The sequence below is a fragment of the Desulfobacter latus genome (assembly GCF_013389365.1).
GTDB lineage: Bacteria > Desulfobacterota > Desulfobacteria > Desulfobacterales > Desulfobacteraceae > Desulfobacter > Desulfobacter latus.
This window is the reverse complement of the sequence record NZ_JACADJ010000043.1, coordinates 12224-35276: the sequence shown is the minus strand read 5'-3', so window position 1 is coordinate 35276 and position 23053 is coordinate 12224. Positions and strand designations below refer to the sequence as shown.

General features: G+C 44.9%; 19 protein-coding genes and 1 tRNA gene. 16 read left to right on the top strand and 4 right to left on the bottom strand.

The window, feature by feature from the left end:
• Both HXW94_RS20360 and HXW94_RS12155 read right to left on the bottom strand, forming a co-directional pair.
• Positions 1–91 (bottom strand): RRXRR domain-containing protein (locus HXW94_RS20360; protein ID WP_178367172.1); only part of this gene is annotated, 91 nt, incomplete at its 3' end.
• Between the two features lie 142 nt (positions 92–233).
• Positions 234–764, bottom strand: a complete 531-nt coding sequence (locus HXW94_RS12155) for a YebG family protein (RefSeq protein WP_178367171.1) — start codon at positions 762–764, stop codon at positions 234–236.
• Positions 765–1162: 398 nt separating this feature from the next.
• Between HXW94_RS12155 and HXW94_RS12150 the strand changes: the two genes are divergently transcribed.
• From HXW94_RS12150 to HXW94_RS12135, 4 genes are all read left to right on the top strand, one after another.
• Entirely contained in the window at positions 1163–2173 is a 1011-nt protein-coding gene (locus HXW94_RS12150) for an AI-2E family transporter (protein ID WP_218576695.1), read from the top strand.
• Positions 2174–2247: 74 nt separating this feature from the next.
• Positions 2248–3030, top strand: a complete 783-nt coding sequence (locus HXW94_RS12145) for an alpha/beta hydrolase (protein ID WP_178367169.1) — start codon at positions 2248–2250, stop codon at positions 3028–3030.
• A gap of 69 nt (positions 3031–3099) precedes the next feature.
• Positions 3100–3175 (top strand) — tRNA-Lys (locus HXW94_RS12140).
• A 245-nt stretch (positions 3176–3420) separates the two neighbouring features.
• Positions 3421–4608: an exo-beta-N-acetylmuramidase NamZ family protein gene (locus HXW94_RS12135; RefSeq protein WP_178367168.1), complete on the top strand. Its 1188-nt coding sequence runs from the start codon at positions 3421–3423 to the stop codon at positions 4606–4608.
• Positions 4609–4709: 101 nt separating this feature from the next.
• On the opposite strand, the gene HXW94_RS12130 is transcribed toward HXW94_RS12135, so the two are convergent.
• Positions 4710–4913 (bottom strand): hypothetical protein, encoded by a 204-nt coding sequence (locus HXW94_RS12130; RefSeq protein WP_178367167.1) that lies wholly within the window; start codon positions 4911–4913, stop codon positions 4710–4712.
• Between the two features lie 407 nt (positions 4914–5320).
• Here HXW94_RS12130 and HXW94_RS12125 point away from each other — a divergent pair, with 407 nt between their 5' ends.
• From HXW94_RS12125 to HXW94_RS12075, 11 genes are all read left to right on the top strand, one after another.
• Positions 5321–7966, top strand: a complete 2646-nt coding sequence (locus HXW94_RS12125; protein ID WP_178367166.1) for a 1-acyl-sn-glycerol-3-phosphate acyltransferase — start codon at positions 5321–5323, stop codon at positions 7964–7966.
• A gap of 5 nt (positions 7967–7971) precedes the next feature.
• Entirely contained in the window at positions 7972–9663 is a 1692-nt protein-coding gene (locus HXW94_RS20125; RefSeq protein WP_178367165.1) for a sugar phosphate nucleotidyltransferase, read from the top strand.
• A complete protein-coding gene (dapB, locus tag HXW94_RS12115; RefSeq protein WP_178367164.1) occupies positions 9660–10496 on the top strand; it encodes a dihydrodipicolinate reductase in 837 nt (278 codons plus the stop codon). Before HXW94_RS20125 ends, dapB begins: the two co-directional genes overlap by 4 nt.
• Before the next feature lie 2 nt (positions 10497–10498).
• Positions 10499–11014 carry a DnaJ domain-containing protein gene (locus HXW94_RS12110; RefSeq protein ID WP_178367163.1) on the top strand — a complete coding sequence of 172 codons (516 nt, stop codon included), beginning with the start codon at positions 10499–10501 and terminating at the stop codon, positions 11012–11014.
• Positions 11015–11176: 162 nt separating this feature from the next.
• A complete protein-coding gene (locus HXW94_RS19540; RefSeq protein WP_246293936.1) occupies positions 11177–11341 on the top strand; it encodes a hypothetical protein in 165 nt (54 codons plus the stop codon).
• 109 nt (positions 11342–11450) lie between these two features.
• Entirely contained in the window at positions 11451–13604 is a 2154-nt protein-coding gene (locus HXW94_RS12100; RefSeq protein ID WP_178367161.1) for an ATP-grasp domain-containing protein, read from the top strand.
• 3 nt (positions 13605–13607) lie between these two features.
• Complete coding sequence (locus HXW94_RS12095; protein WP_178367160.1) at positions 13608–15230, top strand: gamma-glutamyltransferase family protein; 1623 nt, start codon at positions 13608–13610, stop codon at positions 15228–15230.
• Complete coding sequence (locus HXW94_RS12090; protein WP_178367159.1) at positions 15227–15937, top strand: N-formylglutamate amidohydrolase; 711 nt, start codon at positions 15227–15229, stop codon at positions 15935–15937. Before HXW94_RS12095 ends, HXW94_RS12090 begins: the two co-directional genes overlap by 4 nt.
• Positions 15938–16538: 601 nt before the next feature.
• On the top strand, positions 16539–16856 hold the full coding sequence (locus tag HXW94_RS12085) for a hypothetical protein (RefSeq protein ID WP_178367158.1): 318 nt from the start codon (positions 16539–16541) through the stop codon (positions 16854–16856).
• Between the two features lie 88 nt (positions 16857–16944).
• The gene (locus HXW94_RS12080) at positions 16945–17493 is read left to right on the top strand and encodes a hypothetical protein (RefSeq protein WP_178367157.1); all 549 of its coding nucleotides are present in this window, start codon (positions 16945–16947) and stop codon (positions 17491–17493) included.
• A 347-nt stretch (positions 17494–17840) separates the two neighbouring features.
• Positions 17841–19097, top strand: coding sequence for a hypothetical protein (locus HXW94_RS12075; protein ID WP_178367156.1), 1257 nt, complete (start codon positions 17841–17843; stop codon positions 19095–19097).
• Positions 19098–19855: 758 nt separating this feature from the next.
• Here HXW94_RS12075 and HXW94_RS12070 read toward each other — a convergent pair.
• Positions 19856–21283, bottom strand: coding sequence for a radical SAM protein (locus tag HXW94_RS12070; protein WP_218576694.1), 1428 nt, complete (start codon positions 21281–21283; stop codon positions 19856–19858).
• Between the two features lie 416 nt (positions 21284–21699).
• On the opposite strand from HXW94_RS12070, the gene HXW94_RS12065 reads away from it, so the two are divergent.
• Positions 21700–22962 carry an OmpP1/FadL family transporter gene (locus tag HXW94_RS12065; RefSeq protein ID WP_178367154.1) on the top strand — a complete coding sequence of 421 codons (1263 nt, stop codon included), beginning with the start codon at positions 21700–21702 and terminating at the stop codon, positions 22960–22962.
• Positions 22963–23053: the final 91 nt, after the last annotated feature.

Genomic DNA, 23053 nt, shown 5'->3' with positions numbered 1-23053 from the left:
CGGCTTTCCCTTCTGTCAAAAGCAGTCTTGCTTTTGCCGGATGTACCGGATTCTGCGGCTTTTTGTTTGTATCCAGAACAAATACGTTCAATTTTAAAATCCTCTTGTTTCCAAGGTAATGTTTGCCGCGTCAATGTTATGATCGGGTTTGGCGCAAGCAGCACCGGCTTAACCCCTTAAACCTGTTTAACCACTTACCGTAGAACCTGGAGCTGGCGAACACCCCAGGGTACCTATTTCCGATCTAACGTAGTGTTCGAAGCACTTAGACTGGTCAACTTTGGGGCTTTTTCAAGCCCCTCGGTCTTCAGCCGAGGGGTAGTTGACTCCGCCGGACCACTCTTTTTTGAAGATGTCCCCTTTGTACGAGGCGTAAATTTGCCGGCAGACTTAGAAGCCGGCTTGGCTTCGGGATCTGTGTGGATTTCAGATGTTTTGGTTCGTTCGGACGCAGTCTGTTTTGCAACCGCCTTGCCCCGGGTTTTGTCAGTTTCAGAAGAAGCGGCACTTTTTTTCCGCTCGTTTTGGGATTTAGGGGTGATCCCCCTTAAAATAGGCATCACCTCATCGCGTTTTTCAGCCAACAAAAGGGAAATTTCTTCTTTACGGGCTTCATCAAGAACGATATCAGAATTTTGAAGAAAATCAAACAAATTGTCAGCAATATCCAACATCTTGTCATAGGCGTCTGCTTCTTTTTTTGTCGCGAAGGTCATTTTTTCATCTCCATCCCTGACAACAATATATTTGACAATTACGGGCATTTTTTCTCCTTGAGAATAAAATTCTTTAACAAAGAAAGCGGTTTATTTAAACTCCTTTAATATAAAAAAAACAAGACCGGGTAAAGTTATTTTACTTTTGCCCGGCAATTCTTAAATTAGCGCCCTTTGGGCGGGCTGTTAGGTGTTAGGTGCTGGGTGCTGGGTACTGGGTGCTGGGTACTGGGTGCTGGGAAATGGAAATTCCTATACTCTTAAATATACAAAGATGTATGATTACAGGCCAATCGCTTTCTATCTTGACACACAAATCCGTCTCTGACATATTTCAATTTGTTCAAACTTGATGATCGAATAAAAGCATTTTTTTACGCTTATTGATAACAGTCGAAATGCAATACCTTGATGATACAAAAATTCAAACCCTATCTCTGATGCTTTTGGCATTAATTGGCCTTGGCAGTCTGCTGCATATCACCAAATCATTTATGGTGCCTTTTGTTATTGCCCTTCTTTTTGCTTTTTTACTGATACCTGTAGCTGATTCCTTACTTAAATTGCACATCCCCAGCATATTGGTCAATACCATCGTATTGGTGGGATTCGGCATCGTTCTCATCGGCCTTGTTTTTCTGGTATACGGCGCCCTGAGTTCGGTTAGCAGCAGCGTACCTAAATACATGGAAAAATACAGCCTCATTCTCAACCAGCTAACCGCATTAATAAAACAATATTCTGATATCGATATTATGCAGGATTATAAAAAAATCAGTATCGAAGATCTTTTTTCTGTTATTTCGCCCTCTTCAGTGATGAAATCAGTAAATCAAAGTGTTGGCAATCTGATCAGCTTCATGTCACGCACGACGTTGATGATAATATTTTTGATGTTTATCGTTAGCAGCCGAAAAATATTTATCAACAAGATCTACGATTTTTTTCATTCAAAAGAAGACGCCTCGCAAAATATGGTAGAAATGATCGGTAATATTGCACACCAGGTTCATATGTACCTGTTTATCAAAGCCCTGATCAGCATCGGTACCGGTGGCGTCTTTGGTCTGGTTGCTTGGTTGTTCGGGCTTGATTTTCCCTTTATATGGGGCTTAATGGGATTTGTGTTCAATTTTATTCCTACTTTAGGACCCATTATTGCAACGATACCACCTATTTTTCTGGCACTGTTACAGTTCGACAGTTTTTGGTATGCCGCCACTGTTTCATTTTTTATGTCGGCAGTGCAGTTTATCTCCGGCAGTTTTGTAGAGCCGCTTATCATGGGCGACCGACTCAACCTGAACATTATCGCTATTTTGCTTTCACTGCTGCTTTGGGGAATCATCTGGGGGATTCCGGGTATGATCTTAGCTGTGCCGATCACAGCCTCTTTGAACATCATGCTGAGTAATATAAAAACGCTCAAGAGCATTAGTATTTTGCTGAGCAAATAATATCGATTTCAGTACAGGCTGGTATGCACCTGACCAAGGTACTCATTTACACACAAGCACAGCGGAGGATGGTCATGAGACAGGACATATTAATGATTCATGGGATGTGGGGCGGGGGATGGTATTGGGAAAAATACAAAAACTTTTTCACTGAAAAAGGATATAAATGTCACACCCCCTATCTTCGTTACCACAATGTCGATCCAAACGCCGGACCTGACCCAAGGATTGGAACGACGAGTCTGATCCAGTATGCCCAGGATCTTGAAAATGACATTAAAACAAAAGGATTAAATACAAAACCGATCATAATGGGCCACTCCATGGGGGGGCTGCTGGCACAAATACTTGGCGCCCGGGGAGTAGCTTCTGCACTTGTACTTTTAACGCCTGCCGCCCCCGCTGGAATTTTTTCATTGAATTTTTCAGTTATAAAAACATTTTGGCCGGTGTTATTTAAATGGGGGTTCTGGAAAAAACCGCATTCCTTGCCGTTTAAAAATTGCGTGTATGGAATGATGCACCTTATGAATGAGAATGACCAGCAAAAACATTATACTCAGTGCGTGCATGAATCTGGAAAGGCTGCCGCAGAAATCGCATTTTGGCAGCAGGCAGCCCATGTGGACGAATCCAAGGTAAAATGCCCTGTCCTTGTGGTGGCCGGTAAGGAAGACCGCATTACACCAGCGTCGGTAGTAAAAAAGGTGGCTAAAAAATATGACGCCTTTCCAAAGGATTATAAGTGCTTTGATAAACACGCCCATATGCTGGTTTGTGAGCCTGGATGGGAGAATGTTGCCGGTTTTGTTTGGGAGTGGTTAAAAAACATACAACCCCAAATTGATGGAATATAGACGATCATACGATCAAAAAAGTCATTGACAATAAAGGCCGGTTTGGATACTATTCAGCGTTAATTTGATGGGCCATTAGCTCAATTGGCAGAGCAACTGACTCTTAATCAGTAGGTCCAAGGTTCGACCCCTTGATGGCCCACCACTACAGCAATAAGGCTTTCAGCGTTTTTCGTTGAAAGCTTTTTTTGCTTTTGGTTTCGATTTGCCCCCATAGCCCCCACTTTTCAAGCGTTGCAGGATAAAAAGAGAATATTTCCTGCCTGGACCTCTCAATTCTGCCCAAAATGTGGTAAGCATGGCAATCATAAAAACTACGGTGAGTTCTCTTGCTCGCAATGAATATATTTGTCTATTTTGGTAGTGATAAAAGTAAGGAAAAGAGTTTCCATGAACAAAAATTTACCACGGGTCAAAACCGGACTGGACACCCTTTACGACAATCTGCCTGGATGTTTAAAGGGCAAACGGCTGGGGCTTCTGGCAAATCCAGCCTCGGTAACACATCAGTTTGCACATGCAAAAGACGTTATCGCGCAACTCTTTCCCGGGCAGATTTGCGCCCTGTTCTCACCCCAGCACGGTTTTTTTGCCGAAAAACAGGACAATATGATTGAATCGGGGCATTTCAGGGACCCGGATCTGAATATACCGGTATTCAGCTTGTACAGTGAAACAAGAATTCCCACAGCCGATATGTTTGTTCCTATAGATACCCTGATTATAGATATCCAGGATGTCGGGACCCGTGTGTATACGTTTATATATACCATCTCGTACTGTCTTGAAACAGCAGCAAAGCTCAACAAATCCGTAGTAATTCTCGACCGCCCCAACCCTGTTGGCGGCTTACAGGTTGAGGGTAATATTCTTGAACAGGACTGCACCTCATTTGTCGGGCGTTACCCTATTCCCATGCGCCACGGCATGACCGTAGGTGAAATTACCGCCTACATCAATACAACCCAAAAGATCGGTTGTGATCTTACTGTCATTCCCATGCAGGGATGGAGCAGGGACATGTACTGGCAGGATACCGGGTTAGTCTGGATTCCACCATCCCCGAATCTGCCCACCCCGCTTTCAACCATGGTATATCCCGGACAGGTTATCTTTGAAGGGACCAACCTGTCGGAAGGACGGGGTACCACCCTGCCCTTTGAACAGTTTGGCGCGCCGTTTATGGATATTTACACATTGAAACAGCGTATAAAAAATCGCCTTAACGATATTGTAATGCGGCCGGTCTGCTTCCAGCCCACATCCGGAAAATGGCAAAATCAGACATGCAAGGGTTTTCAGATCCACGTCATAAACAGAGATGAATATAAACCTTATCTGTATTCGCTGATTCTGTTACAGGAAATCATGAGGGTACATCCTGACGGATTTCAATTCAAGGCGCCGCCCTATGAATATGAATTTGAGCGTCTGCCCATGGATCTGATCTTAGGAAGCCGGAAATTACGAAAAAATCTTGAAGAAATGAATGATCCCCTTGAATTGGAAAAGGCCTGGCAGGAACCTTTGCAGCAGTTTAAGCAGGCGTCTCAAGCGTTCTATATATATGGTGTTTGAGAAAAAGTCATCCATCTACTAAAAAAAAGGCTGTGATATTACTATCACAAGCCTTTCTTATTATTTTGACTGTTCAGCAATTAGATACGTTCACTTTTGCTTTAATTTGCAGAAGTGTCAACACCTTCGTCATTTTTCCAAGAGTCTTTCAATTCGTCAAATCCAAGGTAAAGTGCAAAGCCGCCACCTATTAGAAGAATAACAGGGACACATCCGGTAATAATCTGCAAAAATTCCGTAAACCATACAGCCAAACCAACAACACCGAAAAGAACCGCAATAGCTCCGCCAATTAACGTTTTCATCGTTTATCCTCCTTAAATTCCCGTCTAAACATTTAATACGTATAATACGTGATTCATACCTAAAAAATAATTTAACTGTTTATATGCTTGTTTCAATTACAAATAGATGAGGAAAAATATCACAGCCCCCTGATTTTATCAAGGCGTTTTTAACCATGATAAAAGACTTGAATAAACACTTTTAATTCAAGCTGTTGGCAACAAAATTGACGTTTTTTTTCAATCATTATTATATGAAAGTCAAAATAAATTATTCAATCTTTTTTATATTTCGTCCTGGATTCAGCCTCGGTGTTGATGAATTATCATATTGCCTTGTAAACCAAGCTCTGGTATTGAATTAACCGAAAAAACGTTCCTGCCACGATTGACCCTTCAAACTTCGAAGGAAAAAAAGGACACCCTATATGAGCTTGTTTGAACCGATAGATAAGCTGGCCTTATCCACCAGAAAAAAAATACGTAAATTAATAGCATTTCTGCTTAACAACTCAGATGATTATTATTCAAGTTTTTACCCAGGCACCCGAAGCTTTATTATTGAAAAAATATTGAAGCATCTTGTTAATAAAATCAACATAGACCACAATAGCCTTGAAAAAATTAAAAATATAGCACCGGGGTCAATTGTTGTTTTTGCCTGTAAAAACAAACACATGTTTGATTTTTTATATTTTCACACCCTTTTAAAACCCATGAACGGCCCCTACCCTGAGCTGAGTTTTGATTTACGGTTTGTGTTTCTTCTGCCGGTAAAACAGCTAGGGCGTATTATTCTCTCCCATTTAAATCATTTTTTTCACTATTTCCATTTCAAGGATATCTATGTCGACGGGTATGCCCGAAAAATGCTTTTGGAGAACCGGGCAGGCTTCATAAGCCTTATTGAAGAGGATGAATTTTATAACAGATTTATCAGATCAACACCGGACCCTTTATTCCATCTGATTGAATTGCAGAAACAAACTGAAAAATCAGTTGTTATTGTGCCTGAAGATATTATCTATATCACCAAGCCCATGCACAAAAATCCAAGCCTTGGGGATATTTTGTTCGGCACCCATGAAAATCCCGGACGCATTAAAAGGATTTTCACCATGCTGCGGCAACCGGACAAAATCCGGGTGGAAGTCGCACGACCGGTTAATTTGAAAGAATTCATCGCCCGACCTGAAATCCAGCGCCTTGATTCGGAATTCCAAACCCATCGGCTTAGAAGTCAGCTTGTGGATATTTTGAACCGTCAGCGCAAAAGTATCACCGGTCCTGTGCTTAAATCCCGTCAGGAGATCACCGAAGACATTCTTAACCGAAAATCCCTAAGAGAATTTTTGGCGGCCTATGCAGATAAAACCGGGGCGCCTTTACGAAAGGTAAATAAAAAGGCGGCTGCCTATATCGATGAAATTGCAGCCAATTACAGTTTAAGGGTAATAAATATTTTAAACTGGCTTTTCACCTGGGTATTCAAAAACATATTTGAGGGGGTTTCCGTATCCCAGGATGAGATCAATACGATGCGGGAAACTTACACCAAAGCCCCGTTGATTCTGATCCCCTGCCATAAAAGCCACCTTGATTACCTGCTGTTACCCTATGTCATGTTCAAAAACAATATGCCCTGCCCCCATATTGCGGCGGGCAAAAACCTTGCCTTTTGGCCCCTTGGCCCGATATTCAGAGGCGCCGGGGCGTTTTTCCTGCGCCGGACATTCAAAGGTGCGGAATTATATACCCGCATTTTTGCAGCATATATCGAGAAACTGCTTTATGAAGGTTTTAACATCAAAATCTATATTGAGGGAGGCAGAAGCCGGACAGGAAAAGTACTGCCCCCTAAAACCGGCGGGTTGTCCATGATTATCCGGGCATTTTTAAGCGGTGCCTGTGAAGATCTTTATTTTGTGCCCATTTATGTGGGGTATGACAGGGTGCTGGAAGAAGACGCATATATTAAAGAAATTGAGGGCGGCAACAAAACACCTGAAAACCTGAAAGGCTTGTTGAACACAAGAAAATTTTTAAAAAGAAAATACGGCAAAGTGTATCTTAAATTTGACACGCCGATTTCCATGAACGCGTATATGGCAGAAAAAGGGGTTGACCTTAAAAAGTCCAGTGACGGGGAGTTCAGTCTCTTTGTCAGAGGGTTCGGATATAAACTGATAAATGCCATCAATGATAATACTGTTGCCACGCCCCATGGTATCATCGCATCAGGCATCCTGAACTGCTCTGAAAGCACGTTTACAAAGAAACAGATGTTTGCCCGGGTAACCACTTACATGAATCATCTGATTTTTCACGGGGCATACCTTTCCGACACCTTGATGATTGACCCGGACAATGCCTTTAATTCGGTCATTGAAAATTTTATTTCCAGAAACTTTATTGAGCTTGCGGATGAGGACGAGGATGACATCACAGACACCACCATGCTCATTGTCAAGCACAACAAAAGACCGATTCTGGACTACTATAAAAACTCGGTCATCTGTTTCTTTGTACCGGCTGCCTATACAGCCGCAGCCATTATAGAAACAGACCGGTTTAAGTTTGAAGTGCAGGACCTTGTATCCAGGTATCAATTTTTGCAAAAATTGTTCACGGATGAATTTTCATTTGATGAACAAATTTCAACATATGAGCAGATTTCAAAGGCATTAAAAGGATTTATCAATGAGGGGATTCTCGTGCCTGATATTGAATTTGCCGACACCTTTAACGTAACATCAGAAGGGTTGAGAAAACTTAAATGGTTTGCAGCCTTTCTCATTCCCTTTTTCGAATCCTATATGACCTGCCTTGTCTTCCTGGAAAAAGAAAAAACAGACAAATATGATGTCAAAGAGCGTTCAAAAAAGCTGCTCGCCTTCGGAACCAAACTATATAAGCGCAACCAGGTGGTCCGAAAGGAATCTTTATCCCTGATCAACTACCGTAATGCCGTGAACTATTTTGCCAGACACCATATCAACGGCTCCAAAGATCAGACACACATAGACCAGTACAAAGAAATTATTGATCTGCTTTCCAGACGGATATCAAGCTAACCATCGTGAAAGCTTTAATACTTGCAGCGGGGTTTGGCACAAGGCTGTTGCCTTATACAAAATATTTACCCAAACCCCTTTTCACCATCAACGGCCGACCGGTTCTCGACTATGCCGTTAAACATCTTTTAGATGCCGGTTGCACTAAAATTTTTATCAATGCGCACCATCTGGCAGATGCCATTGCAGGCTTTGTTGACAATCACCGGTCAAAAAACTTTCTGGAAGTGGTGTTTGAGCCTGTAATTCTCGATACCGGCGGGGCCATAGCCAACCTTGGTAATGCGTTGGCAGATGATGATTTTTTTGTGGTGAATGCAGATGTACGCTGTGATTTTGATCTGTCACGTCTCATGGCCTGCCACAAGGCATCTGGTGCCCTTGCCACCCTGCTGGTCCATGACTGCTACCGGTTCAACACCCTTTGTGTGGACCAGATAAGGCTAGGCCCCGGCATTGTCAGGCATTTTTCCCAGGCTCCGGAATCCGGTCTTGCCTTCACAGGCATCCAGGCAATATCTCCGGGCCTTTTTGAATACATGCCCCCTGAAAAAACATTTTCAAGTATTGATGTATATAAAAAATTATGTGGCCTGGAAAAAATTTTTGCGCTCAAAGCCGAGCAATTTTACTGGCGGGACATGGGCACCCCCCAAGATTACCAACAGACCGCCAGGGAATGCCTGGCCGGCAAAATTTTTGGGTTAGACCCATCCCGGATTCAAGAGATTGACATCCAGGCCCTGGCCGGCGACGGGTCAGACCGTCTCTGGTTCCGAGCCCGGCATCGAGAAAAAAGTCTGATTCTTTCGGATCACGGTATCTGTGTCAATGGGGCCCATTGCAACAATGGCGCCGCCCAGTTGCATGCGTTTGTCAGCATAGGAAAGCATCTGGCTGACAAAGGTATCGCTGTCCCCCAAATTCTGGGTCATGACACCATTTCAGGCCAGGTCGCCGTGGCAGATCTTGGCAATATCCACCTGGCAGACCATATCCGGGGCATGGACGAAAAACAGATGATCACATGGTATCAACGTGTTATTGACGCCCTGATTGATTTTTCTTTCAAAGGGATTGAAGATTTTGATACGGCCTGGACCTGCCAGACCCCGTCCTACTCAAAACAAATGATCCTGGATCTGGAATGCCGGTATTTTATGCAGGCCTTTGTAAATGGCTATCTTGGCCGCAAAGAACAGTTCGAAACCTTTGCCCCGCATTTTCACCAGATTGCCGACAATGCACTGAGTCATGCCATGAACGGGCTTATGCACCGGGACTGCCAGTCGAAAAATATCATGATCCATGACGGGCACCCCTGGTTCATTGATTTTCAATCCGCACGACCGGGTCCGATTCAATATGATCTGGCTTCCCTTTTAATTGACCCTTATGTTACACTGCCCCGGGCTGTCCGGGATCAACTTTTAAACTATGCGTTGAAAAAAATCGGCCTTAACGTATCCTTTAATATAGATGCGTTTATGCACACTTTCAGGTACTGCTGTATTTCACGCAACCTTCAGATGCTGGGGGCGTTTGGTTTTTTAACCCGAGTTAAAAACAAGAACCGGTTTGAAAAATATATCCCGGCAGCGCTTAAAGGACTTGAATGTCGGCTCAAAGACCTAAACGAACCTGGAATGGCCGATTTCACCAATTTTACCCAAAGCCTTCAAGGAGATTTAAAATGAATTGTATACCGATCATGATCAGTGGACTGCCCGGCAATGTAGCTCGTGTAATGGCTGAAGCCGTCTTACAGGATGAGCGGTTTACCCTTGTACCCTTTTCCCTGACCGGGGAAGAGATCAGCGATGGACAAGTGGCTGTGGATCAGACAACCGTAACCCTTTTAAAACCCAGTGAAAGGGAGCGTAAAATTAATGAGATTCTTGAATCCTACCCTGGCTGCATTTGTGTTGATTACACCCACCCGACAGCGGTAAATGACAATGCAAAATTTTATGTGGCACATAAAATGCCCTTTGTTATGGGCACCACGGGCGGAGACCGGCAAGACCTTGAACGTACGGTTAAAAACGCCTCCATGCCTGCGGTCATTGCCCCGAACATGGCCAAACAGATTGTCGGACTTCAAGCCATGCTTGAATACGGGGCCAATACCTTCCCCGGACTGTTCAACGGATTCACACTTCAGGTCAAAGAGAGCCATCAGCAGGGAAAAGCGGATACATCGGGCACGGCCAAGGCCCTGGTGGCCTGTTTCAATCAACTGGGAATTGATTTCGATATTTCCAGCATTGAAAAAATCAGAGATCCCAAAATCCAGAGAGAAAATTTAGGCGTTGAAGCGCAGTATATAAAGGGGCACGCATGGCATACATATACAATTCAGGCACCGGACGGGTCGGCACTGTTTGAACTGACCCATAACATAAACGGGCGGCAGAATTATGTTTCAGGTACATTTGATGCCGTCATGTTTTTAAAAACCAAAATTGATACAAACGCTTTTGAGCAGAAACTTTTCACCATGATTGATGTCCTGACCGCCGGGAAGTGACAATGTCCCCCCTGGTTAAATTTATACTGATTCTTCTGGGCCTGGCCTATCTTATTTCACCGGTAGATGCGATTCCCGAACTGTATTTGCCCATGGTGGGATGGATAGATGACAGTCTGGTTATCTGGTGTCTGTATCATCTGCTCAGATATGGCCGGCTGCCCTCATTTTTATTTAAAAAAGGTAATAAACAATCATCCGGGGAAAAAGGAAAAGGTTCTGAATCTACCCAAAAAACATATAGAAAAACCGGACCAAACCGGGCCAATGCAACAGGTCAGTCCACAAAAGCAAATGCGTCAAACAGAACCAGTATCTTTAAATCGCCATATGAGATCCTTGGTGTGGACGATTCTGCGTCCTGGTCTGAAATCCAAACCGCCTATAAAAACAAGGCCAAGCAATACCACCCGGATAAATTGTCCCATCTGGGTGAAGAGTTTTCAACTCTTGCCAATGAAAAATTTTTAGAAATTCAACAGGCGTATGCAAAGCTCAAATCCATTTATAACCCGTAGGACATAATTAAAGACAACAAATTTTAGGAAACTTAATTGACCGGCATCAGCGAAATTCTTTTACTTATTTTTCTAATATTGTGTATCCTGATTGTACCGAGACTAATGACCCCAAAGCCCCCGGGCAAAAAAAAAACAAAACCGTTTCCCAGGGCATTCACAATGAAAATAAGAACCGCCATTGTATTGTCCGCAGCCGACATCATCATCAGTGCCTTGTGGATAAAACCCTGGCAGGGGCGGATTTCAATGTTTATTGTGTCGGGAATTCTGCCCGTGGTCTTCGGATGGTCCCTTTTCTGGATATTTTCTGCACAAAAAAAATGAGCTTTAATATTGTTTATATTTGGAAAATTATTACCCATAAGATTTTACATGTCATGTTTTTTAGGCATACCCCCATACCTTTTCAAATAATATTAAACGGTGAACTATTATGAAAGTCGCGGTGATATATAACCGGGAATCCACCAAGGTGATCAACCTGTTTGGGATTCCCAACCGTGAAAAATACGGCCTGGAGTCCATACAAAGAATCCTGAACGCCTTGAAAAAAGGGGGACATCAGGCCGTGGCCATTGAAGGGGACAAAGACCTGATTGATCGACTGGAAGAGTTCATGCCCCGCGTAATCAAGGGAGAACTTCCGGGCATGGCGCTGAACCTGTCTTACGGCATCCAGGGACAGGCCCGGTATACGCATGTACCGGGGATCCTTGAAATGGTCGGACTGCCGTATGTGGGCTCCAACCCTCTGGCCCATTCCCTGGCTCTCGATAAAGTTGTGGCCAAAATGCTGTTTGTTCAGAACGGTATTCCCACTCCGGAATTCGCGGTGATCCCCACACCGGATTCCCCGTTGCCGGACCTTGAATTCCCCTTAATTGTCAAACCCAAAAATGAAGCGGTATCATTCGGTATCCAGGTGGTCGACAACAGTGAAGACCTGAAAAATGCCGCCCAGGCTATTTTTAAAGAATTCGGGCAGGCCGTACTGGCGGAGCAATATATTGAAGGACGTGAAATCAATATCGGACTCTTAGGGAACGGTCCCAATGTGGAAACCTTTTTACCGGCCGAGCTGATATTCGGGGATACCGGTCCTCAAATTTATACCCTGGAGGATAAAAAACGGACTTCCGGCAGAGAGGTCGGCGTTCAATGCCCGGCCGACCTGGATGACAAGAGCACCTGTGATGCCCAGGATATAGCCAAAAGCGCATTCGAAGTTCTCGGGTGCTATGACTGTGCCCGCGTAGATATGCGCCTGGATAAGAACGGCAATCTGTATGTCCTGGAAATCAACTCTCTTCCCAGCCTGGGCGAGCATGGTTCTTATGTAGCGGCCGCCGAAGCCATGGGCATGAATTTCACAGCCCTGATCAACCGTTTGATTCAGACCGCCTCATCCCGGTATTTCGGAACCCCTGAACCACCCAGTCTTCAAACCCAAAAATTGGCAGCCAAAGATGTCGTGTTCGGTTTTCTGACCAAAAACCGGGATCTGATGGAAAAAAAGATTGAATCCTGGGTAAACATCAGTTCCCGCACAGACGACCCTGCCGGTATCCGTGTGGCAGCACAGAAACTGGATAAAACACTCAAGGAGATCGGTATGAAACCGGTGGCCGATTTTACTGATCACCGCGATATCTGGACCTGGGAAAGCCCGAAGGGATTCCGCCGGGGTACCCTGTTCATTTCGCAACTGGATGTTCCCAGGGGCCTGAACTCCGGATATGAATATTTCAGGCGGACACCGGAGTGGCTCTTTGGCGAAGGCATTGGTGCATCCAGGGCCCAGTTGGTCCAGTTTGAATTTATGCTCCGGGCCTTGAAAAGTGTCCGTCGATTTTCAAGAACCCGCGTGGGATTTGCCTGCTATGCAGATGAAGGCCGCCATTGCGATGAAAGCGCAGCCATTCTTACCCAGGCTGCCGCAAGCGCTTCCCGGGTGGTGGTGCTCAAACCCGGTAATGTTGGAGATTTCATGATTGTTTCCCGGCGGGGGCAGCAGCAGTATCGGCTGATTGTTGAGGGAAAATCCGTCAAGCTCGGACAGAGCGGCCGGCACACCGATATCATGAAAACCCTGTATATGAAACTGTTGGAAATGAGCAACCTGGACAATAAAAAGGCCAGAATCGGTATTTCAGCAGTGGATTTTAAAACAGAAGCCTTTCCCGAACGGCTGCCCCACCGGGTTCAGGTGCTGATCCAGGCCTCTTATCCAACAGCAGCCAAGGGCCGTGAACTGCACGCGGCCCTGAAAAGAATCTTCAAGGGGGACGGGCTCAAATGGAATTTAATCGCCATTTCCGAACGTCCGCCCATGCTGGAAAGAAAGGTGAACCTGCAATTGATCAAGACCATCCAGGACATTGCCGGGCAATGGGACATCCCGTTGTTGACGGAATCCTCCCTGTGGCCGTCACCCGCCGGCATGGTGCCGGACACGGTACCGGTGGCCTGCGGCCTGGGACCTGTTGCCAAGGATCTGTATACGTCAAGGGAAGCGGTTTCAAGAATCAGCATAGTTCAGCGGACCTTGATGATGGCCCAGTTTCTTTTGAACACGGCCGAGGAATAGATCATGGTGACCCCGTTTTCCAGACGCCCCCGTGACGCAGATCTCCTGGACCCCGGCGACCGGCGCGTGGTTTATCCCCAGAAAGTCGGGGTATCCAGCCAGGGTATGGTATCGACGCAGCATTATCTGGCCACCCAGGCAGGGAATGATATTCTTGAGCAGGGCGGCAACGCCATTGATGCCGCCATTGCCGCCGCATTTGCCCTGGGTGTGGTTGAACCGGCCGCCTCGGGCCTTGGCGGCCAGACCATGATGGTGATTCATCTGGCCGAGCAGGACCGGACCTTCTGCCTGGACGGTGGAACAAGGGCCCCCAACCGTACGCCGCCCGGCGCTTTGGAGCGCGCGGATCAGCTCCGCGGGTACCGGGCTACCACTGTTCCTTCCACACCCGCTGTTCTCGGCCATGCTCTACGGCATTACGGCACCAAGAGTCTGGAAGAGGTTCTGGTACCGGCCATTCACAATGCCAGATATGGATACCGAATTTCTCCTTTACAGTACTACCTTTCCAAGCGGGAACTAAAGTACCTGAAACTGTTCCCCAGCCGAAAATTCTTTTTAAAAAACGGAGAACGCCTGTACCCCATTGGGTCGTTTTTTAAGCAGGAAGTCCTGGCCCAAACACTGGAGACCTTGGCAAAAGAGGGGATCGAAGATTTCTATCAGGGCAGCATCGCCAAATTGATTCATGATGATATGGTGGCAAATGACGGCCTTATCCGGGATGATGATCTTGCCCAAATTCCCTGGCCCGTGGAACGACAATCCCTGGTAACGGATATATTCGAAAAGAGCGTACACACCTTTGGGCCACCCGGAGCCGGTCGGACCCTGATTCAGGCATTGAATATGCTGGAGCAGTTCGACAAAGATATCCTGGATCCGGATATGCCCCAGGGTGTGCTGCTTCTGGCATATGTCATCCGCAAAGCAAATCTCGACCGGTCGGATCGGCCGACAGATCCGGCCCTGTTTGCCCAGGAACTGGAACTGGCTGAAGACATTACCGATCTTGACTATGCCAAGCGGGTATCCAAACGGATCAAGCAACGAATGTTCGGCAAGGGCGATACCACCCACCTGTCAGTGATGGACAAATTCGGCAATGCCGTGGCCCTGACCCAGTCCATAGAGCGCGTGTACGGTTCGTTTACCGCGTCGGAAAAGTTAGGATTTCTCTATAATAATTACATGAGTGCCTTTGAATACCAGGATATCACCCATCCATACTATCTCAGACCCAATGCCGTACCCTGGGCGTCAGTGAGCCCCACCATTATTTTTGACAATAAAAAACCCTGGCTGGTCATAGGCTCCCCCGGTTCCCAGAGAATCGTATCGGCCATATTACAGGTATTGCTGAGACTGGAGCGCGGGTCGACGCCGTTTGACGCAGTGGAAGCGCCGAGGATGCACTGTTCAATAACAGGGAAAGTTTCCATTGAAGCGACCCGGATGCGAAATGATATTCCGGAACTGCTCAAAAGCCACGGTTTTTCCATAGATATCCGGGATCCATACTCATTCTATCTGGGTTCGGTCCAGTTGGTATTGAATCAAAACGGTGAGTTTATTGGTGTAGCGGATTCCCGGCGGGACGGATCTGCCCAGGGACCGTTATGACCCCCCTGCCGTTTCTCATATCCGTTCCCCATTCAGGGTTGACTATCCCTGAAGAGGTACGGTCCCTATGTCGCCTAAATCGGGATGACATCCAAAACGATAGTGACGGCGGTGCCGGTGATATTTATTCTATGCTCAAAGGTCATGTTCAATGTTTTGTAACCACGGATATTGCCCGGGCGGCGGTGGACCTGAATCGGCCGAAAGATGATTTCTCCAAAGATGGTGTCATTAAGACGCATACCTGCTGGAACGTGCCTATATGGTCATCGCCGTTGCCTAAAATACTGTGTGATACACTTCTTGAAAAATACTACTACCCCTATCATCAAAAATTAGAATCACTTGCCGGCAATCCTTCCCTGGTGTTGGGCATTGACTGCCATACCATGGCGGCAACCGGTCCACCAATTGGTCCGGATCCCGGGGAGGAGCGGCCTTTTATAAACCTGGGCAATCTGGGCCACAGCTCATGCCCGGAAACATGGGCTATGTCTATGGTGGATTGCTTTAAAAAGTACTTTGGGGATAATGTTACGTTGAACCATCCGTTTAAAGGTGGATGGATCACACGCCACTACAGCCGTTTAATGCCATGGATACAGATTGAAATATCAAGGGCGCCGTTTTTGACTGATTCGGAAAAGGGCTTGAAAATATTGTCTGCTCTGAAAATGTGGACTGAGAAGATGCCAATTATAAGATAAGAGCCCAAAACAAGACAAGAACCAAAAAGTTTGTAAATAGTCCCAGTATGACTGATGAAATGATTAGGGGAAAAAGGCTTTTTTCCAGACTATTAATAATAGTCTGGGGTTTTGAATTTCACATTGGGGGACATTTCGATATTGATGTGGTCCACAGTGAGCATGTGAAATAATCTCCCTCCACAATACTTCTGTTATTGAATACTTTTTTGAAATATGCTTGGGCGACTCATAATACCATAAGTGCTTGGTCAACTATGTGGTAAAATGAAGAAAAAAATTTGCAAGCCTTTCCTGATGATGTTGAATGATTTCATTATTAATTTTTTAAACATTTATGCAGATCCGGTTATTCTTATTTTTCGGCTGTTATCCCATTAGCAAAGTAAATACGAAAGATAAACGGAAACCACAGATTAATTCGTTATGTGCCTAATAGCCAAAAAATGATGAGCAACACACCTATAGCTTGACATTTCGATCTATAGAATATAAATAAGCCTACATAGCTGCTATTATGAATTGTTAATAGCTCCAGTGTTTTTTTAACAGTATCTATGTTCGAGGTCGAATTATGGGGAATTTTAAGTCAGCAGGACAGATGGCAGAAATTATTGAAGAAATTTACGAAGAGAAGTTTGGAGGAAAAAAACGAGGTCGGTTTCAACTTTCCAGATCCCAGTTTCGTAGACTGGGAGGCAGAAAAAAATTACATGATGCATTTATCGATGAAGTCGCTGACGAATGTTTAGAACTCGGGTACATTTTAATTATAATTGAGGACATCATCGCAGTGATCGAAGAAAATGTCGTTTTAAACTATAGAAGCGTCCCCAAGTCTATCATAAATTCATATATTGAAGAAGATGATGATGATGATGAAGACGAAAATTATAAACCCGAAGACGATGATGATTGATATGAAAGAAGATCACAAACCTGCCAGTTCACTGGACGGCAAGAAGCCGTCGCCGGCGCGTTGGGCATCAATGATATTGGAGAGATAAATGTCAATTAAAGTTGATATTGAATGGACTTGGATCGAATGGAATAAAGGAAACACATGGAAAAAGAACATATTACCACAGCTTACAGAAGCAAATATTAATGAAGAGCAACTAGAAAGATGTGTTTACATAATTCGCGTCAATGGACTATTTGCTATCAATTATCCATCTGGGATTTCTCCAACTTTGTATATCGGTGAAGGAAATTTTAAAAACAGAATTATTCAACACAAAAATTGGTTCAGGGGCCTAATCGATCTGGTAGGTGAATTCCCATTTCTGATCGGCATTTGCATCCCACGTGTACGAAATAGCTACGAGGCATATAAAGATTTAGAAGCAGCATTGCTAATTGAATTTAAAGGAATTTATGGTTGTGCTCCGCTAAAGAATAAACAGTTGGAAACAAGAAAGTGTGATTACGAGTATCAACCAAATGAAGAATTTAGGGGGGCAATAATGATTGGCAAAGGAGTTAGGTATTACTGGGCCATAGAGCCAATGAGATCTAATGATTTCTATGATGATTACTTTCAAACATGTGATTAAAAATATTGAGAATAAAAGATTGCCCAACCAATGCATTAATGAAGAACGCTGGAGGCCTGAGGGGTAGGTCTGAGTGGCCCGATAGTGTGGCTATTTTATATGAAAAATACTATAGTTTGCAGACAAATTGTTTTTGCAAAAGGCTCTCTATTAATGTTACGGAGCTATGCACTTAGCTCCTGAAGAAATAAGTTAACATTCTGATTTCATATGCTTTTTACATGTTTTTATTAACAGTTTATACATCATAAGAAATCGTTTAAAATTCATATGATTACCATAATTCAACGGGACTGAAGTACATATCCACGTAATGTTATTTTAATGGTCTGATAAAGGAACTGGAGATGTGCGGTTATTGTGTAGAATCTATTGGCGTTGAGCGTCTATTAACAAAAGAAAAATTCACCAAAGAGGATTTGTTTTTTTCGGATTTCTTTATTCAGGAAATAGCCGATCTGAATCAGGGCATACATACACTCCTTTCTTTCATTCTTGATTGTGAAATAACAGAAAACGAAAAATTAGAACGATTAAATTCGCATATTATTTTATGTCGTTTGTTAGAAATCCTCATAGATAATGGGATGGATTCGCCAAAGTATGGCAGCCTTTTACAAAATGAGTGGATTATAAAATCCATAGTGTGTGAAAGCCTTGAAAATACGTGTCGGATTGAAACCTTAAACCGAGTCGCATCTTGGTTACCTCACTTAAACTCCTGCTATAACTTAAACCGATGGGATTCAGATGAACCGATTCAGAAAGCCAACAAGCGATTTCCAAATATTCATTTTTTTTATCCACTTTATCAGGCAGATACATATTTCAATAAGGTCAAGTGGCACACTTTCCTGAATCAGGCTGACTTACCCAAAGAATGCATGGCGATTTTAAATCATTATATTTCATGGTGGTTAAAAGGTGGTGATTTAAAAGAAAACGATTCTTCTCACATTAAAGAACGTCTTGCCGGTACAGGTGTTATTTATGACCCAATAATGACTGTACCAAAAGAAGAACGAGTTGTATTTGATCTGGCTTTTCGGGCTTTATTTTTCAGCGCTTGTTATCTTTCAAAATTGCATCTACATAATGATTGCGTGAAAAAACTCATTTTAACCCCTCCATCAAAAATCCCTTTTTTTGATGGAATGGATTTATGGCTCCAGAGAAAAGCTACTGAAAGAATATATAGATTCGAGGGGGTATCTTTTTTTCTACATTCAATAGATGATATACGGACCATGCTGCCATTGTACCTAATGGAAAAATGTAATATTACAGGTTATGATAAAAATGCTCTCTGCCAAGCTATTAAATTATCCAAGCAATATGATGACGATTTTGAAATGTTCTATGAGCAACTCTGTTGTGGAATCTCGATCAGATCCGTTCTTGATGCAGAAAAAGAATTAGAGGAAAGACAAAAACAACTTCTTGCTTCCCTCAGCGATTCAGACCGCAAAAAATTGCGAGAGTTGGTAATTAAAGAAGCTCTTGAGGAATTCCCTGAATTTTCGGAATCTTTAGATGAACAGGCTATTGAATGTTGTATGCTATCAAAAGTTGAGGATTTTATAGCAGGACAAGATTTAACTTGATTACCCAAATGCTGGGTTTATATGGTTTGTGTTGATACAGAGCCTCTGTCAGTCCGTTGAGCATTGATCCTATTCCAATGGCGCAACCCATGACACACAATTTTGAAAATTCTCTCCTGTCTAAGGTTGGTAGGTAGGGCGAGCCTTTTGTCTATTTATGAACTCCCAAGCCTTTATTTGGATCGGCGTTGACTACTTTTGTTATTAGTGACTTAAAATATAGAATTGACCAGATCAAACCGAGGGGTTTGGGGTGAGGACTACTTCCAGGATAAGGTCTGTTTTGGGGTGGGACAAGACCTCAGACTATCCCTGTCAGTCCTCCTTTTTTCAAGTTTCTAAAATTATAATTCCGGAGTACGGAAAAAATGGCCAGATAGCCTTTAAGACTGTTATTGGAGGGGTTGTTAAACTCGATGATCAAATTAAAGGAAAACGATTGACTCCAGGATTTGATCCGGACCGTGGTCAGCCATGGATGGGTTGAAATGAGACGTTAAATTAGCGCCCTTTGGGCGGGCTGTTCGGTGCTGGGTGCTGGGTACTGGGAAATGGAAATTCCTATACTCTTTAATTAACGAATATGCCTCAACCGGATAAGGGGACAGCATGTTTTGCTTATGCCCTTGTCCGATTGGGACCACGTTGGCCGGCCACGCCGGGGCGTTAAAATGTTCCGGAATTTCCACGCTGAATAATCTCCATCCCCCCATCCCATCTATTAGGCGATTTGCTCTTTGTTTCCGGCTACAGCTATATCAATACAAAGGGGCCAGGCCCTGGTCAAAACATTCAAACCGGAAAGCCGTCTGTTCCTGTTCCAGGGAAAGCCCGGTCGGATCAGCCCCGGTACCGGAGGGCATGAGAAACTGCCGGGCAAAGGCTGGGATCTCATCCCCTTTGAGCCGTATGCCCGGATGCCGGTCATCCCTTTCAATAACCACGGCCTTGTCTTGGTTCAGCCGAATCTTGGTGAAGGGGTACCGGAGGGTGGCTGCGGGTCTGAGGGCTGTGGCATTATACCGGATCTTGAGTTCAAGCCCGGTAAAATCTATCAGTGGCCATAGCCTCGAATGAAAAGAGATCCGGTCTTGCTTCGCCGAAACTTCCCATTTTCCGTCCTCCTGGCACCGGAACCGGTCCAGGACGGGGCCGAGCCGTTCAGGCGGGCCTGTAATGCTCATGGCGCGGATAAAACCTGTAGGTGTGATCTCTTCCCAGTCTTTTTTCACCAGCCTGGCGTTCCTGTGCCGGGCTGCTGCCTTCTGGAACTGGTTGCGAAAGGTAAAGGAACAATAGTTGACCGGCAGGGGAATGTTTCGGTCCAGGGTATGCCGAATCAGTTCCAGTGCCGCAAGTTCGGTCTCAAGCACGGCCACGTCCGGGCCGTGAATAAACGTATAGCCGCGCCGGATCAGCTTGGGGCGGTTGAATTGGGTGCACCGGATTTGGTGAAGGTTCAGATATTTCACCCCCATAGCGCTTAAGACAGCGGTCAGGGGTTTTGTGATTTCAAGGTCTTCGGGTACGGCAGGGATTTCAACCGTGACAACCGGAATAATTCCCACGGCTTTTTCCAGGCCGGAGAGATTGTAATTGTCTGCGGACAGATCAAAACGGATCTCCTTGAGCCCATTGTCCCGGAGCGCTTTAAATTTATCCTTGGTTGCCAGGATGCCGTTGGTGTACATCCAAGTATAAATGGGACGGCAAGCATGATTCCCAAGTGTATTGAGGTAGTCCAGCACCCTGTCAAGGGTCATCAGGGGCTCGCCCCCGCTGAATCCGACCCCCTCTATGCCGAAGCGGTTCACATAAAGGACATAGTCCAGAGCTTTTTCAAAGGTCACTGTGCTGGTCATGGGCAATCCCCTGTCGTTTTGCTCCGAGGGACAGTAAAAACAGCGGGCATTGCAGATATTATTGATAAAGAGGCAGGACCATTTCCCCTGGCCGCAGAGGGCGCATCCGGGCGAAAGTCCATGAGTATAAGGCTTGGTGCCGGCAAATTCCCATGCCGCTGAGGAACCAGAGCGGCCGAATATAGCCGAAATCAATTCTTCCCGAGCCTCAGTCGCCGTTTTCACCGTTTCCGGGGAATTCAGCCAGTTCATGGTTTTATACGCACCTGCATAGTCTTTTTCTATTCGCTTTACATAGGACGACTGTTCATTCCGGGTTATCAATTTTTCTGTCTCCAAGAAGTTTAAAAAACATCTGAAGATTGCAGGATAAATGCCATTCGCTGACACAAATCAGGCATACCATTGAAAACAGCCGGCTGCCGGGGAAAAACCGGGTAAAATCAATGCCGAATTCACCATTCGGGGAACAAATAAAAAGAACTACGAAGTCCCATATTTAGAAATACGGAATATAAAAGTCTGATTATTTTTCGAATATATATACCACGCATCAGTCCAGACCGATCAGACAACCACCTGCTCATTCCAAATTTTTCCAGTTGACACATGTTTAAACAAAACGTATGCATGTTCGAAAATTTTTAGAATCAGTTTTCAAGTACAGGAGTATAAAAATAGGCAACAGCCCGTTTTGATAGGATTTAATTTCAATTTAATACAGGAAGGTGGAGAAAAAAATGGTGAAAAAATGGTTTTTAATCGTATTTATTTTAGGAACAGCCGCTCCTGCGTCCGGCGGTGGTATTGACAACAAACAGAATTTTTCATCGGCATATGCGGGCAGCCTCAGCCGCAATGCCGCAAGCGACGGTGCGGATGCTGCCGCGTACAATCCTGCCGGCCTGATGCAGCTAAAAAACGGGACCTACCTGGAAGTCGATCTCCTGCCCTTTAGCTTCGATTATGATCATGAATTCAACGGAGAAACCCAAACCACCAACACCAACCTGATCGCCCCCATGGCATTCGGGGTACACAAACAGAATAAATGGGCCTTCTGGGGGGCTTTTACCATTAATGGCGGCGGCGGGGAGACTGAATACGAGGACGGCAACATCATTACCCAGACTGTTGAAAATCTGATGTATGCCGGTGTGTTCTCGCCCTATATCCCATCAGGGGGGACGCTTTTCCAGCCCTATGCCTACGCCAAAAGCTATGATTACACCTTTACTACAGGCGTTTCATACGATCTTCACCCGATGGTATCCGTTGCCGCTGGAATCAGGTACGTGAGAACCGATAAAGAAGTGGATCTCCACGGCACCTACAGCGGCACCGATATCCTGGCCAAATACGATCAGGAAGCCGACGGCTTCGGCGGGGTACTCGGTATCGACATTCACCCTTCGGATAAATTCAACATCGGTATCCGGTATGAATCACAGGTCAACCTGGACTGGGACACTGATACAGACGGATCAAACCAGCCCGGCCTGATCCTTCTCAAGGCCTTTGGCCGGGAGGACGGCCAAAGCTATGCCAGGGATCTGCCGGCTGTACTGGCGTTCGGCTTTGAATGGAAAATCCTTCCTAAACTCACGCTCAAGCCCTCATTTTCCCTCTACTTTGAAAAGGATGCGGATTGGGATACCCAAAATTACGCCGTGGACGGCAATTCCTATGATCTGGCGTTTGCCCTTCAATATGATGTCAACACTGCCTGGTCCTTGACAGCGGGTTATCTTTATATTGACGTGGACATGAAACCTGAAAACTTCGGTATCATTGAACAAATGAGTCCTCCCCTTGATTGCCATGCCTTTGCCGTGGGTGCAAATTACAGGATGACGAAAAAAATCACCCTGATTCTGGGTCTTTCCGGGTATTTTTATGAGGATGCCACCGCCCCTGCTGCACTGCTTACCAAAGGCCGTCCCGAAGTCACCTACGGCAAAACCCTGTATCAGGCTGGTATCGGTATCCAGTATCGATTCTAAGCGGACACAAATCCATCGAAATTTATTTGCCCCATAGGTGATTTTATTTTGACCATGGGGCTTATTTGACTTTTTGATCCTTTGTGGCTTT